The sequence below is a fragment of the Streptomyces spiroverticillatus genome, from assembly GCA_014650415.1.
In the GTDB taxonomy this organism is placed as follows: domain Bacteria; phylum Actinomycetota; class Actinomycetes; order Streptomycetales; family Streptomycetaceae; genus Streptomyces; species Streptomyces spiroverticillatus.
Map to the genome: position 1 here is coordinate 435165 of BMUX01000002.1, position 16060 is coordinate 451224.

The 16060-nt window shown below is 72.0% G+C and carries 17 protein-coding genes and 1 riboswitch; of the genes, 8 read left to right on the top strand and 9 right to left on the bottom strand.

All coding sequences use genetic code 11. From position 1 onward, the window contains the following. Window positions 1-157: 157 nt before the first annotated feature. The 3 genes from IE269_RS06280 to IE269_RS06290 form a co-directional block, all read right to left on the bottom strand. Window positions 158-553, bottom strand: coding sequence for a DUF3040 domain-containing protein (locus IE269_RS06280; RefSeq protein ID WP_189821724.1), 396 nt, complete (start codon window positions 551-553; stop codon window positions 158-160). 380 nt (window positions 554-933) lie between these two features. Beyond that, window positions 934-1698 (bottom strand): methyltransferase, encoded by a 765-nt coding sequence (locus tag IE269_RS06285; protein ID WP_189821725.1) that lies wholly within the window; start codon window positions 1696-1698, stop codon window positions 934-936. Between the two features lie 187 nt (window positions 1699-1885). Then, window positions 1886-2356 (bottom strand): SAV_6107 family HEPN domain-containing protein, encoded by a 471-nt coding sequence (locus IE269_RS06290; RefSeq protein WP_189821726.1) that lies wholly within the window; start codon window positions 2354-2356, stop codon window positions 1886-1888. Between the two features lie 221 nt (window positions 2357-2577). Here IE269_RS06290 and IE269_RS06295 point away from each other — a divergent pair, with 221 nt between their 5' ends. The 5 genes from IE269_RS06295 (at window position 2578) to IE269_RS06315 (ending at window position 8663) form a co-directional block, all read left to right on the top strand. Beyond that, entirely contained in the window at window positions 2578-3387 is an 810-nt protein-coding gene (locus IE269_RS06295) for an ATP-binding cassette domain-containing protein (RefSeq protein WP_189822081.1), read from the top strand. Next, complete coding sequence (locus IE269_RS06300) at window positions 3359-5473, top strand: YhgE/Pip family protein (protein WP_189821727.1); 2115 nt, start codon at window positions 3359-3361, stop codon at window positions 5471-5473. The genes IE269_RS06295 and IE269_RS06300 overlap by 29 nt, the downstream gene beginning before the upstream one ends. Before the next feature lie 44 nt (window positions 5474-5517). After that, complete coding sequence (locus IE269_RS06305; protein WP_189821728.1) at window positions 5518-6132, top strand: TetR/AcrR family transcriptional regulator; 615 nt, start codon at window positions 5518-5520, stop codon at window positions 6130-6132. Between the two features lie 352 nt (window positions 6133-6484). Continuing rightward, window positions 6485-7099: a DUF4126 domain-containing protein gene (locus tag IE269_RS06310; protein WP_189821729.1), complete on the top strand. Its 615-nt coding sequence runs from the start codon at window positions 6485-6487 to the stop codon at window positions 7097-7099. A 31-nt stretch (window positions 7100-7130) separates the two neighbouring features. Beyond that, entirely contained in the window at window positions 7131-8663 is a 1533-nt protein-coding gene (locus IE269_RS06315; protein ID WP_189821730.1) for a phytoene desaturase family protein, read from the top strand. A gap of 53 nt (window positions 8664-8716) precedes the next feature. On the opposite strand, the gene IE269_RS06320 is transcribed toward IE269_RS06315, so the two are convergent. The 6 genes from IE269_RS06320 to IE269_RS06345 all read right to left on the bottom strand — a co-directional run bounded on the left by IE269_RS06320 (window position 8717) and on the right by IE269_RS06345 (window position 13607). Further along, window positions 8717-9604 (bottom strand): hypothetical protein, encoded by an 888-nt coding sequence (locus IE269_RS06320; RefSeq protein WP_189821731.1) that lies wholly within the window; start codon window positions 9602-9604, stop codon window positions 8717-8719. A gap of 71 nt (window positions 9605-9675) precedes the next feature. Next, window positions 9676-10611 (bottom strand): methylenetetrahydrofolate reductase [NAD(P)H], encoded by a 936-nt coding sequence (gene metF / locus IE269_RS06325; RefSeq protein WP_189821732.1) that lies wholly within the window; start codon window positions 10609-10611, stop codon window positions 9676-9678. 112 nt (window positions 10612-10723) lie between these two features. Continuing rightward, the gene (gene thiE / locus IE269_RS06330; RefSeq protein WP_189821733.1) at window positions 10724-11383 is read right to left on the bottom strand and encodes a thiamine phosphate synthase; all 660 of its coding nucleotides are present in this window, start codon (window positions 11381-11383) and stop codon (window positions 10724-10726) included. 104 nt (window positions 11384-11487) lie between these two features. After that, entirely contained in the window at window positions 11488-11853 is a 366-nt protein-coding gene (locus tag IE269_RS06335) for an Rv2175c family DNA-binding protein (protein WP_189821734.1), read from the bottom strand. A gap of 142 nt (window positions 11854-11995) precedes the next feature. Next, a complete protein-coding gene (locus IE269_RS06340) occupies window positions 11996-13165 on the bottom strand; it encodes an NAD(P)/FAD-dependent oxidoreductase (protein WP_189822082.1) in 1170 nt (389 codons plus the stop codon). A gap of 67 nt (window positions 13166-13232) precedes the next feature. After that, window positions 13233-13607 carry an avidin-fold protein gene (locus IE269_RS06345; protein ID WP_189821735.1) on the bottom strand — a complete coding sequence of 125 codons (375 nt, stop codon included), beginning with the start codon at window positions 13605-13607 and terminating at the stop codon, window positions 13233-13235. A 49-nt stretch (window positions 13608-13656) separates the two neighbouring features. Continuing rightward, window positions 13657-13769, top strand: a riboswitch (TPP riboswitch). On the opposite strand from IE269_RS06345, the gene thiO reads away from it, so the two are divergent. From thiO to IE269_RS06360, 3 genes are all read left to right on the top strand, one after another. Further along, window positions 13767-14951, top strand: a complete 1185-nt coding sequence (thiO, locus tag IE269_RS06350) for a glycine oxidase ThiO (protein ID WP_189821736.1) — start codon at window positions 13767-13769, stop codon at window positions 14949-14951. Its footprint overlaps the riboswitch before it by 3 nt. After that, the gene (gene thiS, locus IE269_RS06355) at window positions 14948-15160 is read left to right on the top strand and encodes a sulfur carrier protein ThiS (RefSeq protein WP_189821737.1); all 213 of its coding nucleotides are present in this window, start codon (window positions 14948-14950) and stop codon (window positions 15158-15160) included. Before thiO ends, thiS begins: the two co-directional genes overlap by 4 nt. Window positions 15161-15165: 5 nt before the next feature. After that, window positions 15166-15960, top strand: coding sequence for a thiazole synthase (locus IE269_RS06360; RefSeq protein ID WP_189821738.1), 795 nt, complete (start codon window positions 15166-15168; stop codon window positions 15958-15960). The last annotated feature ends 100 nt before the right edge of the window (window positions 15961-16060 follow it).

Below are 16060 nucleotides of genomic sequence, written 5' to 3' on the forward strand. Positions count from 1 at the left end.
GGCGCACCTGTGGGCGCGTGCGTGGGCAGGGATGCGTGTGAGCGGATACGTGTGAGGGGCGGGCACCCGAAGGTGTCCGCCCCTCACACGTACATGTCGTTGGCCCTGCCTGGCACAGGGACCGCTCAGCCGCCTTGTTGGTCGGCCGCTCGGCTGCTCAGCTGCCCTGCTGCTCGTCGCGGCGGCGCTGCCAGCGTTGCTCTATGCGGTTCATGACCGAGCGGCGCTGACGGGGCTGACGGCCTGCGGCCGCCATTCCCGGCACGGGTTGTTCGCCCGGTTTGGGAGCCTTGCGCCATCCGGTGACCGCGAGGACGGCACAACCGAGCATGACAAGGAAACCGACCACGCTCACCCAGATTTGCTGGGCGACCATGCCGGCCATGAGGAGCGCGATACCCACCAGAAAGCCTGCGACCGCCTGGTAGACCCGTCGCCGGGTGTACGTACGCAGCCCGCTTCCCTCAAGCGCTGTCGCGAATTTGGGATCTTCGGCGTACAGCGCTCGCTCCATTTGCTCGAGCATTCGCTGCTCGTGCTCCGAGAGCGGCACGGAGTCCTCCTACTCGTCGGTCGCGGGGGGCGACCGGATGCGGCCCTTTCAGAATAGGCAGGGAATCGCCCCCGTGAAACCCGCCCTCTACGCCATTTCGCCAATCCGGGCCGCCGTGCCGGCTTGGCTGTTGAAGCGTGCATTCCCCAACGGCCGACCCGTCATGCCGACGGTGTCCCCCGATCATACGGGGCCCGGAGGCTGATCGGGGGGCCCGCGGCGGACTCCGTACTTCCCTGGTACCCCGACTCGTCGCTGATCAGCCCCCGTGGAGGGGATGTTCGCAAGGACGGGGCCCGTTGCTCCGGACGGGATCGCGGGCCGTGATCACGGCTCGCGGAGCGGGGCCCGCGGCCCGTCGGAGGGGCCGCCCGGTGCCGTCAGGCGTCGCTTCGCTTGGCGCCCAGGACGTGCAGTTGGGTGGCCACCGCGTGGAAGGCGTCGAGCTCGGCGGCGGCGGCCTCCAGCTTCAGGAGGGCCTCCATCGCGCCGGGTTCGGTGTCGACCAGGACGCCGGGGACCAGGTCGGCGAAGACCCGTACGCCGTGTATGGCGGCGACCTCGACACCCGCGCCCTGGGCCAGCTCGCGGAGCTGGTCGGCGGTGAAGCGGCGGGGCACCGGGTCGCCCGCGCCCCAGCGGCCGGCCGGGTCGGTGAGCGCCTGACGGGCCTCGTTGAAGTGTCCGGCGAGCGCGCGGGCCAGGACGGCGCCGCCGCTTCCGGCGGCGAGCAGGCTGAGCGTGCCGGACGGGCGGAGCGCCTCGACCACGTTGCGCAGGCCTTCGGCGGGGTCGTCGACGTACTCCAGCACCCCGTGGCACAGGACGGCGTCGTAGCCGTCGCGCTCGACGACGTCGAAGAGGCCGAGCGCATCGCCCTGGACGCCGCGGACGCGGTCGGCGACGCCCGCCTCGGCGGCCCGGCGCTCCAGCGCGAAGAGGGCGTTGGGGCTGGGGTCGACGACGGTGACGCGGTGGCCGAGCTTGGCGACGGGCACCGCGAAGTTCCCGGTGCCGCCCCCGGTGTCGAGGACGTCCAGGGTGTCGCGGCCGGTCTCCTTGGCCCGGTGGTCGAGGGCGTCCTTGAGGACTTCCCAGACCACGGCGGTACGCAGGGAGGCGCGGGGGCGCATCGATTCCGACACGGCATTGACTCCTCGGTGAACGGTGCGGGGCGAACGGTGCGGCCAGCCCCCGCGGACACGGCTGGGCCCAGCCTAATGGGCACGGCCGCCGACCCCGCCCAGGTCACCCCGGGTGCGCACGCCCGTCGGCGGCCGACTGCCCGGGTCGTCCCGCCTGCGGGCCCCCGCTCTCCCCCGGCCGGCCGGGTCATCGGGCCTGCGGGCCCCGCTCCTGTCCCTCCCTGCTGCGCGGCAGCGTCGGCTGGAGTACGAGCATCCGCTCGACCAGACGCAGGAACATCGCGGTGTCGCGGATCAGGTCGTCGGCGTCCCGGGTGCTGGCCGCGCCGCGTATGCCCGCCTCGGCGCGGGCCCGCTTCTCGGCGCCGGAGGCGAACAGGGCGCTCCACTCGGTCAGTTCGGGCGCAGTCTCGGGCAGCACCTCCCAGGCGCTGCGTATCCGCTGCCGGCGGCGCGGGGTGGGTTCGGGGCGGCCCCGGGCGGCCAGCACGGCGGCGGCCGTGCGCAGGGCGGCCAAGTGGGCACTCGCGTACCGCTCGTTGGCGGTCTCGGCGAGCGCGGCCTCCTCCAGGCCCCGGTGGGCCTGGGCGAGCAGATCGAGGGCCGCGGGCGGCGCCTGGGTGCGGCGCTGCACGGGGTGAACGTCGGCCTGTGCCATGACGAACCTCCTGTCTCGGACAACGGCACGGATGCCGTCTGAGCCCACTGTGAGGGACGCCACTGACAATCCGGCCTGACCTGGGCTTTTGGCGCCGGGGGTGCAGGGCATACTTTTGAACTGACTGGTCAGTTCAAAAATGGGGAGGGTGCGTGGACAGCCCGCACACCGGGACGGCAGAGGCGTCCGACGCCACAGGGGAAGCCCAGGGGGGCGACGCCGTGGGCGAGGCCCGAGGGGCCGCGGTCGGCGCGGTGGGCTTCGGGCTCAAGGGGCCGCGCGGCTGGGCGTTCCGGGGCGTGGACTTCACCGCGCCCGCCGGTTCGTTCGTCGCGATCGAGGGCCCGTCCGGGTCGGGCCGCACCTGCCTGCTGCTCGCGCTCACCGGACGGATGCGCGCCACCGAGGGCCACGCCGAGGTGGCCGGCCTGCGACTGCCGAAGAAGATGGCGGGCGTACGGCGGATCAGTGCGCTCGGCCCGGTCTCCGGGGTCAGCGACCTCGACTCCGCGTTCACCGTCGCCGAGCACCTGCGCGAACGTGCCCTGCTCCAGCGCCGGTTCGACGGCTCGCTGCGCTCGCTCCTGAAGAAGCCCTCGGTGCGCAGGGCCGAGGCCCGGGCCCGGATCGACGCCGCCATGGCCGCGGTGGGCCTGGACCTCGCCGCCCTGCCGAAGGGCGAGCGGACGTCCGTACGCGATCTGGAGCGGCTGGAGGCGCTGCGGCTGTCGATGGGCCTGGCGCTCATGGGCGCGCCGCGCCTGGTCGCCGTGGACGACGCGGACCTGAAGCTGTCGGACGCCGAGCGCGAGGAGGCCTGGGAGCTGTTCCGGTCGATCGCCGACTCCGGCGTCACCGTGGTCGCGGTGTGCAGCGCGCCGCCGAAGGACGCCCTGCTGGTGTCCGTGCGCAACGTACGCGACGAGGCACCCAAGCACGCGAAGAAGAACACCGGTGCTGCGACCGCGGCCGGTGACGTGTCGATCGAGGAGGGGGCGGCCGATGCGCTCGCCGAAACTGGCCGCTCTTGAGCTGAAGCGCTTCGGCAGGGGGAAGCTCCCCCGTGCCGCGCTGGTCGCGCTCCTGCTGCTGCCGCTGCTGTACGGCGCCCTGTACCTGTGGTCCTTCTGGGACCCGTACGGGCGGCTCGACAAGATCCCCGTGGCGCTCGTCAACGACGACAAGGGTGCGACCGCCGCCGGCAAGAAGATCACCGCCGGTGACGAGATCACCGAGAAGCTGCGCGACAGCAAGGTCTTCGACTGGCAGGAGGTGAGCGCGAAGGACGCCAAGGACGGTGTCGAGAACGGCGCGTACTACCTGTCGCTGACGATGCCCTCGGACTTCAGCGAGCGGATCGCCTCCAGCTCCGGCGACAGCCCGGAGACGGGTGCGCTCCAGGTGCACACCAACGACTCCAACAACTACATCGTCGGGCAGATCTCCCGTTCGGTGTTCTCCGAGGTGCGCCGGGCGGCCTCCACGAACGCCTCCCGGGGCTTCCTCGACAAGATCTTCATCTCCTTCTCCGACATCCACGAGGCGACCGAGAAGGCCGCCCAGGGCGCCAAGGACCTCGACGGCGGCATCGGGAAGGCCAAGAAGGGCTCCAAGGACCTCGCCGACGGGCTGACGAACGCCAAGAAGGGCAGCGGCGACCTGTCGGGCGGCATCAAGAAGCTCGACCAGGGTGCGAGCGACCTCGCCTCCGGCGCCAAGCAGGTCGCCGACGGCACCAAGGTGCTGGCCGACAAGGTCAACGGGATCTCCGGCAAGGTCCGCCCGTACCTGAAGGACGACGGCACGTCGGTCGCGCACGCGGCGCAGCTCGTCGCGGACTCCTCCAAGATCACCCGCAACCACCTCTCGACGCTGGTCAAGCGGGCCCCCGGGGCCGCGAAGGAATCGCGCAAGATCGCGGGCGACCTGGCCGCCCTGCACCAGGAGTTCTGCGTGAACGCCCCCCAGGGGGCGGAGGACGACCCGAAGGCCGCCGCCGCGGCGAAGGCCTGCCCGATCCTCAAGAAGGGCGTCACGGCGGCCCAGGAGGCCGCCACGGTGGCCGAGGACGTCAACGCCATGGTCAAGGACAGCAACAGCGACCTGGCCCTCCTGGACACCCGTCTGAAGGACGTCCAGGACAAGTCGCAGAAGCTCGTGCGTGAGGCCCCGCACCTGGACGAGGACCTGGGCGCGGCCGTCGCGAAGGTCAACGCGCTCAACTCCGGCGCGCAGAAGGTCTCCCAGGGGGCGGCCAAGCTGCACACCGGCCTGGGCTCGGCCCGCAACGGCGCCACCGATCTCGACCAGGGCGTCGGCAAGCTGAAGACCGGGGCGAACAACCTGGACGGCGGCCTGTTCAAGCTGGCCGACGGCAGCGGCAAGCTGGCCGGCGGTCTGCACGACGGCGTCGACAAGATCCCCGACTACGACAAGGACTCCCGCGACAAGCGCACCGAGGTCATGGCCGACCCGGTGAAGCTGGCCTCCGAATCGCTGCACAAGGCGCCCAACTACGGCACCGGTTTCGCCCCGTACTTCATCCCGCTGTCCCTGTGGGTCGGCGCGATGGTGGCGTACATGCTCATCCAGCCGATGAGCCGGCGCGCACTGGCCGCCGGTGCCTCCGCCTGGCGGATCGCCTTCGCGGGCTGGCTGCCGGTGGTGGCGCTCGGGGTGCTCCAGGTCGGGGCACTGATGGCGGTGCTGCACTACGCACTGGGCCTGGAGATGGCGCGCACGGCCGGGACGCTGGGCTTCCTGGTGCTGGTGTCGGCCTGCTTCGCGGCGATCATCCAGTGGCTGAACGCCCGGTTCGGGGCGGCAGGACGCATCCTGGTGCTCGCGGTGCTGATGCTCCAGCTGACGTCGGCAGGAGGCACCTACCCGGTGCAGACCTCTCCGGGGTTCTTCAACGCGCTGCACCCGTTCCTGCCCATGACGTACGTCGTCGAGGGGCTGCGCAGGCTGATCTCCGGCGGCGGTCTCGAGCCGGTCTGGACCGGCAGCCTGGTCCTGGCCGCCTTCACGGCGGGCGCGCTCGCCCTGACCGCCCTCTCCGCCCGCCGCAAGCAGGTGTGGACGCTAGACCGCCTGCACCCGGAGCTGAGCCTGTGAGCACGGCACCGGTGGACGCCGGGGGGCCTGGGAGAATCAGCCCCATGGACAGCACCAGCACGCGCCGCCGCAACACCCGGCAGAAGCTCTACGAGGCGGCCGTGACGTTGATCGCCGAGAAGGGCTTCTCCTCGACCACCGTGGAGGAGATCGCCGAGCGTGCCGGTGTCGCCAAGGGCACGGTGTACTACAACTTCAAGAGCAAGAGCGAGCTCTTCGAAGAGCTGCTGCGGTACGGGGTGGGGCTGCTCACGGCCTCCCTCCAGGAGGCGGCCGACGAGACCGCCGCGCGCGGCGGCAGCAAGGTCGAGGCACTGGACGCGATGATCCGCGCCGGTCTGCTCTTCATCCACCGCTATCCCGCGTTCACGCAGCTGTACGTCGCCGAGCTGTGGCGCACCAACCGGGCGTGGCAGTCGACGCTCCTGGTGGTGCGCCAGCAGGCGGTGGCCGTCGTGGAGCGGGTGCTCACCGAGGGGGTGGCGGACGGCGAGCTGAGCGAGGAGATCGACATCCCGCTCACCGCGGCGGCGCTGGTCGGCATGGTGCTGGTGGCCGCGCTGGACTGGCAGGCGTTCCAGAGCGAGCGCTCACTGGACGACGTGCACGCGGCGCTGTCGCGGCTGCTGCACGGGCGGGTGGGCGGCGGGCGTCCCTGACGCCGGGGCCGGGGGCCGGTTTCTGTCACCAGGGCCGGTGCTCGTTTCCGTCACCGGCCCCGGTGCTTGCCTGAGCCCCTGCGCCCACGTCTGAGTATCCGTACCTAGTCCCTGAGATGAGTAGGTGCGCGGATGGGCTCCCACCTGGGCAGACGACAGAGTGGGAACCACGGAAGGGGCGCTCGCGCCGAGACCGCCGACACGGGGCGGCGGAAGCGGCGCGAGACCCTGGACGTAACGGGGAACGGGGGAAAACGCACCGGCCCGGTGACGCTCGGGGGGATCGAGCCTCACCGGGCCGGCGTTTTCCTGAACGCCCTGTTGCCGGCACCGGCTGGTTACGATCACCTGCGTGTCGGTCATCCCCCTGGTGTTCACGAGCGGCTGGGCCAGCGGCATCAACGCCTACGCGGTGGTGCTGCTCCTCGGTGTCTTCGGCGCGACCGGAATCAGCGACGAGGTGCCTGCCTCCCTGCAGCGCACCGACGTCATGGTGGTCGCCGGAATCCTCTTCCTGATCGAGGCGGTCAGCGACAAGATCCCTTACGTGGACTCGCTGTGGGACAGCGTCCACACGGTGATCCGGCCGATCGCCGGAGCGGTGGTCGGAGCGCTGCTGGCCGGACAGAACGGCTCGCTGCCGGAGCTGGCGGCGGGCGCGATGGGCGGTTCGACCGCGCTGCTGAGCCATCTGGTGAAGGCTGGGACGCGGATGGCGGTGAACACCTCGCCCGAGCCGTTCTCCAACATCGTGCTGAGCACGGCTGAGGACCTGGGCGTCGCGGGGATCGTCAGCTTCGCCATGTTCCATCCGGTCGCGGCGGCCTCGATCGCCGGGGCGCTGCTGCTGATCGGCCTGGTGATACTGGTCTTCCTGGCGAGCCGGATCAGGCGCTTCCGCCGCCGTCGGGCGCAGCGCCGTGAAAAGAAACGCCTGACGGGAACGGGTGGGCCGCCTCCTCGCTGAGTTGTCAGTGGTCCCGGTTAAAGTCACTGGCATGGCACGGATTGTGGTGATCGGCGCCGGGCTCGGCGCGATGGCGACCGCCGCCCGGCTGGCCGTCGCGGGCCACCGGGTGACGGTGTACGAACGCGGCGGCACGCACGGCGGGGCGGTGGGCCGCTTCGAACGGGACGGCTTCGCGTTCGACACGGGACCGGGGCTGCTGCATCTGCCCGCCGTGTACCGGGACCTGTTCGTCAAGACCGGCCGGGAGTCCCTGGAGGACTCCGTCGATCTGGCCCCGGTCGACCCGGCGAGCCGCCACCTGTTCGCGGACGGCACGGACGTCTCGCTGCCCAACGCCTCGCGCGGCGCGGTGGCCGCCCTCTCCGACACGCTCGGCGCGGAGCAGGCCGAGCGCTGGGACGCGTTCATGGGCCGCGCCGGGGACGCCTGGGACCGGGTCCGCAGGCCGCTGCTGGAGGAGCCCCTGTGGCCGAACTGGCAGGTGCTGGGCAAGGACCCGTACCCCTCGGTCCCGACCCGCCGGCTGCTGCGCGAGCGCCGGGCCTCCACGCTCGCCGAAGTCGGCGCCTGGGAGCTGCGCGACCCCCGCCTCGTGGCCCTGCTGGAGAGTTACGCCCTCGCGTTCGGCCTCGATCCGCGCCGGGCACCCGCCTCCGCCGCCGTCCTGCCGTACATGGAGCAGACTTTCGGCACCTGGTACGTGCGCGGCGGCATGCGGGCGTTGGCGGACGCCGTGTACGCGCGCTGTCTGGCCCGCCGGGTCGAGTTCGTCTTCGGCGCGGAGGTCGTCGCCGTCACCGCGCGGGACGGCCGGGTCGGCGGCGTGGAGCTGGCGGACGGCACCGAGGTGGAGGCGGACCACGTGGTGGCGGCCGTGCACCCGGCGGTGGTCAACGGACTGGTCCATGGCCGCCCGGACGGCCCCTGGGAGGGCCACGAGCTGTACGCCGAGGGCGACTTCCAACCGGATCTGGAGGTGTCGGGCGCGGGTCGTGTGACGGTCTGCCTGGCACTGTCCGGTGCCCGTGACCCGCAGGCCGCCCACCGCACGGTGGTCCACTCCTCGGACCGCACGGCCGAGCTGCGTACCGTCTTCGAGGACGCGGGAGCGCCGAAGTCGCCCACTGTGTGGGTCATGCGCCCCGACGACCCGGCCCTGCGCCCCGACGACGCGCACGAGACCGTCGTTCTCACCGCTGCGGCCCCGTCCCTGGACCTCGACGACTGGACGCCCTCGCTGGGCTCCGCCTGGGCGGACGCGATGGTGGCGCAGGCGTCCCGGGCGGTCCCGGGGCTGGCCGACCGCATCCTGTGGCGCGAGGTCCGCACCCCCCGGGACATCGCCGCGCAGACCGGCGCGCCCGACGGCAACCTCCCCGCACCGGCTCTGGCGGGTGCTTCGGGGCGCTGGCTGATGCGGTCCAACTCCCCCCGCCTGCCCGGCCTCTACGCGGCCGGCGGCTGGGCGCACCCCGGCGGCGGGCTCGCGCACGCGGGCATGTCGGGCGCGCTGGTCGCCGGGCTGATCGTCGAGGGGGACGACTTCCGGGGCTCGCAGTAGGAACACGCGAAAGGGCCCGAACCCCCGGTGGAGGTTCGGGCCCTTTCGGTTGCTCAGTAGCGGTACTGCCCGTTCGCGCCCGTGTCGTACCCGTTGGGGTAACCGGCGGGCTGCTGCGGGGTCTCGGGGCCCAGCGGCTGCTCGCCGTCGCGCTGCTGCGGCACCCACACCCCGCCGGGCGGGGTCTCGCCCGGGTAGTTGTCGTAGGGGCCGGGGTACATCTGCTGCTGGCCGCCGTAGGAGTCGTACTCGGTGCCGCCGTAGGACTGGGTGCCGATGTACGGGTCGGAGTAGGCGGCGTACTGCTGCTGCCCGGTGTCGTAGGCGTAGGCCCCGGTGTCGGCGCTCGCGTGCGAGTGACCGCCCTGCGGGTCGTACCTGGGGTAGGAGCCGCTGCCGAAGTCGTCGTGGCCCTGCGGCTGCGGTGCGGCCGAGGGGGCGGGGTAGGGCGACGAGGCGTCGTAGATCCCGTACCGGCCGGTCTCGTCGGGCATCGGCTGCGGCTCGTAGACCGGGGTCTGCGGGTCGCCCTGATGCGCGGCGCCGTGGCCCTGGTCGTAGCCGGGCACACCGTCGAACCCGGCGCCCTGGCCGCCCTGTTCGCCGTACTCCAGGCCGGAGACCTGGAGGGTCGGCTGCTGCGCGGGCGCTTCCGCGTTGCCCCGACGGCGCTTGCTGGCGCCCGGGCTGCCGCCGATCGCCCAGCCGGTGGAGAAGCCCCGGCGGAAGGACAGCGTGACGTACGTCTGGCCGACGGCGAAGGCGATCGCGCCCGCGCCGATCACCACGACGGACGGCAGCAGCACGCCGACCACGACGACGGCGAAGCCCGCGAAGGCGAGCACCCGCCAGCGCAGCCGCGCCTTGTACTGCAACAGCACTTCGCCGAGCAGCCACAGCGCGACCACGCCGAATGCGATGTAGAGGACCGTCCAGCCCATGTACGCCCCTCTCCTGCGGCCGTGGCGTCCCCTGGTGGACGCGGCGGCGCGAGTACAGCTGTGATGACTGCTTACGACTGCGTCGGCAGTGACGTCTGGTCGTGCAGTCCGAGATTCTCGTAGATTTCGAGCGTCGCCGTCGAGTTGTTCAGCGTGATGAAGTGCATTCCCGGTACACCTTCGGCAAGCAGCGTCGCGCAGAACTCCGTGGCGAACTCGATGCCAATGGAGCGTACAGCGGCGGGGTCGTCTTTGACCGCGAGCATGCGTTCTTTCACGGCGTCCGGGAAATGCGCGTTGCTGAGCTGCGGAAGCCGGTCGAGCTGCTTGACCAGCGTGACAGGCATCACTTCCGGGATGATCGGCGTGTGGCAACCCGCTGCTTCCACGCGGTCACGCATCCGCAGATAGCTCTCCGGGTCGAAGAACATCTGGGTGATGGCGTAATCGGCACCGGCCCGGCACTTCTCCACGAAGTGGCGGATGTCGGAATCCCAGTTCTCCGAGCGCGGGTGCATCTCGGGGAATGCGGCGACGCCGACACAGAAGTCGCCGGACTCCTTGATGAGTTCGACGAGTTCGGACGCGTACGTCACGCCTTCGGGGTGCTTGACCCATTCGCCCATCGGGTCGCCCGGCGGGTCGCCGCGCACGGCGAGGATGTTCCGGATGCCCGCGTCGGCGAACTGGCCCACCATGTTGCGCAGCTCGGCGACCGAGTGGTCGACGGCGGTGAGGTGCGCGACGGGGGTGAGCGTGGAGTCGGAGGCGATCTTCTGCGTGGCCTTGACCGTGCCCTCGCGGGTGGAGCCGCCCGCGCCGTAGGTCACGGAGACGAAGCTGGGCCGCACGGCCTCGACCCGGCGCAGGGCGTTCCAGAGGTTCTGCTCGCCCTTCTCGGTTCTGCGGGCCGAGAATTCGAAGGAAAACGACGTCTTTCCGGTCTCCAGCAGCTCACGCACCGTAAGGGCGCGATCTGATCTGGTGGAAGCTGTGCCAAGGGCCATGCCGAGAGATTAGCCAGCGGGGCGGCGCAGGCCCAACCACCCAGGAGGCATAGGTCCGTTATGCCGGTTTCTTGTCCACCCTTCGGACAGTTATCCGGCGCACCGTGAACGGTTACTGATCGTATGACCTGATCCTTTTGGCCAGGTCGGCGGCGGCGGAGGCCGGATCGGCGGCCTCGGTCAGGGCGCGGACGACCACGACCCGGCGGGCTCCGGCGGCCAGCACCTCGTCCAGGTTGTGGGCGTCGATGCCGCCGATGGCGAACCAGGGGCGCGGCTGGTCCAGGGAGGCCGCGTAACGCACCAGGTCGAGGCCGGGGGCGTGGCGGCCGGGCTTGGTGGGGGTGGGCCAGCAGGGGCCCGTGCAGAAGTAGTCGACGCCGGGCTCGGCGACGGCGGCGTCCACCTCGGACTCGGCGTGCGTGGAGCGGCCGATCAGGATGTCGTCGCTGTGGGCACCCAGGATCGCGCGGGCGGCGGGGACGGGCAGGTCGCCCTGTCCGAGATGCAGGACGTCGCTGCCGATGGCGTGCGCGACGTCGGCGCGGTCGTTCACCGCGAGGAGCTTGCCGTGCTTGCGGCAGGCCTCGGCCATGACGGCGAGGTGCTCCAGCTCCTCACCGGCCTCCATGCCCTTGTCGCGGAGCTGGACGATGTCCACGCCCGAGGAGAGCACGGCGTCCAGGAAGGCGGGGAGGTCCCCCCGCTCCTTGCGGGCGCCGGTGCACAGGTAGAGCCGGGCGTCGGCGAGCTGCTCGCTGGGCGTGGGCATGGTGCGGTTCCCCCCGTGGTGGCGGGGTCGGGCCCCGTCGGTCGGCGGCGGGTGTGCGGCCGGCCCGGGGCCGGCCGCACACCGCCGTGGTGTGGTGCGGCGGATCAGAGGGCGAGCGCCTGGGCGCGGCGCTTCACCTCCGTGCCGCGATTCTCGCTCAGGGCCTGCGCGGGGGTGCCGGGCAGGGTCGGGTCGGCGGTGAAGAGCCACTCCAGCATCTCCACGTCGGAGAAGCCGTCGTCCTTCAGGACCGTCAGGAGCCCGGGCAGGCCCTTGACGATCTGGTTGCCGTCGATGAAGGCGGCGGGCACCTGGAGCGAACGGTTCTCACCGCGTCGTACGGCGATGAGCTGGCCGTCCTTCACCAGCTGCCGCACCTTCGTCACCTCCAGGTCGAGCATCTCCGCGATGTCGGGGAGGTAGAGCCAGGCGGGGACGAGGGCGTCGATCTTTGCGTCAATCTCGGTCACAGGACAAGCGTGCCATCCAGGACTGACAACCGGCACCCGGGCCCGGCACCCACTACGGATTCCGTACGGGCCGGGCGGGTGCCGTGACGGATTCCGTACGGCCGTCTCCGGCGTCACGGATTCCGTACGGCCGTCTTCAACGTCACGGATTCCGTACGGCCGTCTTCAGCGGTACGGACGGGTCGGCGGCCCGCACCGGGTCCAGGGCCGCACCCGCCTCCACCAGCTTGCGCCCCTGCGCCAGGTCGCGCGGGCGGCCGACCGCGAGGAGCGCCACCAGGGCGCCCTCGCGCAGCCAGCACACCGACCACGAGGGCGAGGAGGGGTCGCCGCGCCAGATCATCTCGTCGGCGTCCGCGTGGTGGCCGATGTACTGCACGAAGCGGCCGAACTGCTCGGACCAGAAGTAGGGCACCGGATCGTAGGGCGGTGCCGCCGTGCCCATGACGTGGGCGGCGACGGTGCGCGGGCCCTGGAGGGCGTTGTCCCAGTGGTGCACGAGCAGGCGTGTGCCGTAGCGGTGCGAGGGGAAGGACGCGCAGTCGCCGACGGCGTACACGTCGGGCACGGAGGTGCGCAGGTGCTCGTCGGCGGTGATGGAGCCGTCCGCGCCGAGTTCCACGCCGGACCCCGCCAGCCAACCGGTGGTGGGTCTGGCTCCGATGCCGACGACGACCGCGCCGGCGGGGATGCGGCGGCCGTCGGCGAGCAGCACCGCGCCCGGTTCCACCGCGGCCACCCGTGCACCGGTGAGCAGTTCGGCGCCGCCCTCGGCGTACCACTGCGCCATCGGCACGGCGATCTCGGCGGGCATCGTCCCGGCGAGCGGGCGGTCGGCGGCCTCCACGACGGTGACCGCGCAGCCGGCCTCGCGGGCGGCGGTGGTGAACTCCGCACCGATCCAGCCGGCGCCGACTACCACGACGTCGCTCTGTGCGTCCAGCACCGGACGCAGCCTGTGGGCGTCGTCGAGCGTCCTCAAGAGGTGCACGCCGGGGGCGCCGAGGGTGCCGGGGAGCGTGATGGGGTCCGCTCCTGTGGCGATCACCAGGAGGTCGTACGGAACCGGTCCCGCGAGGGTGTCGATCTCGTGGTCGTCCGGGCGCAGGGCGACGACCTCGCAGCCCAGGCGCAGTTCGACGCCGAGCGCCGCGAAGTCGACCTCGAAGGCGGAGCCCTCCGCCTTGCCGAGCAGCACCGCCTTGGACAGCGGCGGCCGGTCGTACGGCGGGTGGGGTTCCGCGCCGATCAGGGTGACCGGGCCGGGGAAGCCCTGCTCCCGCAGGGCGACGGCGGTCTGCACCCCGGCCATGCCCGCGCCGACGACGACGATTCGCTTCTGCTCGCTCACGCGACCACCTTACGTTTCTGACGAGCCGTCAGGACTGCTGTTCCGCAGCGGCTTCCTGTCCGCCGCCGGGCACTTCCTCGACGACACTCGTGCCACTGCCGTCCTGGGACTCCCATGCCCAACTCTCCTCCAGCCGAACTCGGCCGTCGGAATCCAGGGTGACCTGCGACAGGCAATGACCCGAGGACGTCGTCCCGTCGTGCTTCAGCTGCACGTACCGGAAGTCGAGCCGGTCGCCCTCGCGCGTGCCCACCAGGTGTCCGCGCACGACGTCGCCGCCCGCGTACTCGGCCCAGATCCGGCCGTCCTGTTCGTGGTAGGCGAAACGGGTGCGGGTGCCGACCTGTCCCGGTGCCTGGTCGGCGACCGGCGCGAGGACGAGTCCGTCGAGCGAACGGGGCACGGGACGTACCTCACAGTCTGTTGAACCCAGGGACTAGTCTGGTCACCGTACAAGCACTCACGGGAGCCCGGCGGACCGGGCTGAGAGGGAGGCTGACCAGGCCTCCGACCGTACGAACCTGATCCGGGTCATGCCGGCGAAGGGAGGGGCTGGACGCCCATGCACACCTCTGCGGAAAAGCCGTACGACGTCCTCGTCGTCGGGGGCGGGATCATCGGACTGGTCACGGCCTGGCGGGCCACCCAGCACGGACTGCGCGTCGCGCTCGCCGACCCCGAACCGGGCGGCGGGGCCGCCCAGGTGGCCGCCGGGATGCTGGCCGCCGTCACCGAACTGCACTACGGCGAGCAGACCCTGCTCGGCCTCAACCTCGCCTCCGCACGCCGCTATCCGGACTTCGTCGCCGAGCTTCAGGAGGCGAGCGGGCAGGACACCGGCTACCGCGCGTGCGGCACCCTGGCCGTCGCCCTGGACGCCGACGACCGGGCCCACCTGCGGGAACTGCACGCCCTGCAACGGCAGTCGGGGCTGGAGTCGGAGTGGCTGAGCGGCCGCGAGTGCCGCCGCCTGGAGCCGATGCTGGCGCCCGGCGTGCGCGGCGGGCTGCGGGTGGACGGCGACCACCAGATCGACCCGCGCCGCCTCGCCGCCGCCCTCCTGACGGCCTGCGAGCGCGCCGGAGTGGCCCTGCACCGTACGAGCGCCGAACGACTGTCGGTGGTACGGGAACGGGCGCGCGGCGCGCTCCTGGCCGACGGCACACAGCTCGTCGCCGACCAGGTGGTGCTGGCGGCGGGCTCGCTCAGCGGGCAGCTCGCCGGGGTGCCCGAGGAGGTGCTGCCGCCGGTGCGTCCGGTCAAGGGGCAGGTGCTGCGGCTGACCGTGCCGCCCGCGTACGCACCCTTCCTGAGCCGCACGGTGCGCGCGGTGGTGCGCGGCAGCCACATCTACCTGGTGCCCCGCGAGAACGGCGAACTCGTCGTCGGCGCCACCAGCGAGGAGCTCGGCTGGGACACCACGGTGACGGCGGGCGGGGTGTACGAGCTGCTGCGCGACGCCCATGAACTCGTCCCCGGCATCACCGAACTCCCGCTCACCGAGACCAGGGCCGGACTGCGCCCGGGCTCCCCCGACAACGCACCGCTGCTGGGCCCCACCCTGCTGCCGGGCCTGGTGCTCGCGACCGGGCACTACCGCAACGGTGTGCTGCTGACACCGGTGACGGGCGACGTCATGGCCACCGTGCTGACCACCGGGCAACTGCCCGACGAGGCCCGCGCCTTCACCCCGCGCCGGTTCGCCGGTGCCGCACCCGCATTCGTACGACAGGAGCAGCCCGTATGAGCACCACGCTGAACGTGTCCGTCAACGGCGAGGGGCGGGCGGTCTCTCCCGGCACCACCCTCGGCGACCTCGTCGCGACGCTCACGCGCGCACGCGCGGGCGTGGCCGCGGCGCTCAACGAAACAGTGGTGCCGCGCGGGCAGTGGGCGGACACCGCCCTCGGCGACGGCGACCGCGTCGAAGTGCTCACCGCAGTCCAGGGAGGCTGAACACCATGGCCGACGACCTCTTCACACTGGGCGGCGTCTCCTTCACGTCCCGCCTGATCATGGGCACCGGCGGGGCACCCAGCCTCGACGTCCTGGAGCGCTCACTGATCGCCTCGGGGACGGAGCTGACGACGGTCGCCATGCGACGGCTCGATCCGTCCGTGCAGGGCTCCGTGCTGTCCGTGCTCACCAAACTGGGCATCCGGGTGCTGCCGAACACGGCGGGCTGCTACACGGCGGGCGAGGCGGTGCTCACCGCCCGCCTGGCGCGGGAGGCGCTGGGCACGGACTGGGTGAAGCTCGAAGTCATCGCGGACGAACGCACCCTGCTGCCGGACCCCATCGAGCTGCTGGACGCGGCGGAGATCCTCGTCGACGACGGCTTCACCGTGCTCCCGTACACGAACGACGATCCGGTGCTGGCGCGCAAGCTGGAGGACGTGGGCTGTGCGGCGGTCATGCCGCTGGGCTCCCCCATCGGTTCCGGGCTCGGCATCCGCAACCCGCACAACTTCGAACTGATCGTGGACCGGGCGCAGGTGCCGGTGATCCTCGACGCGGGGGCGGGGACGGCCTCGGACGCGGTGCTGGCGATGGAACTGGGCTGTGCGGGTGTGATGCTCGCCTCGGCGGTGACGCGGGCGCAGGAGCCGGTGCTGATGGCCGAGGCGATGCGGCACGGGGTGGAGGCGGGACGCCTCGCCCACCGGGCGGGACGCATCCCCAGGCGCCACTTCGCGGAGGCGTCGTCGCCGGAGGACGGGATGGCGCGGCTGGACCCGGAGCGGCCGGCGTTCTGAGGACCGGGCGGCGGGGGGCCCGCACCCGGACCCCCCGCCCCCTGTCACAGCTCGGCTTCAGTACGGCCGCACCCCGTACGCTCCCGTCCGACCCGCCCCT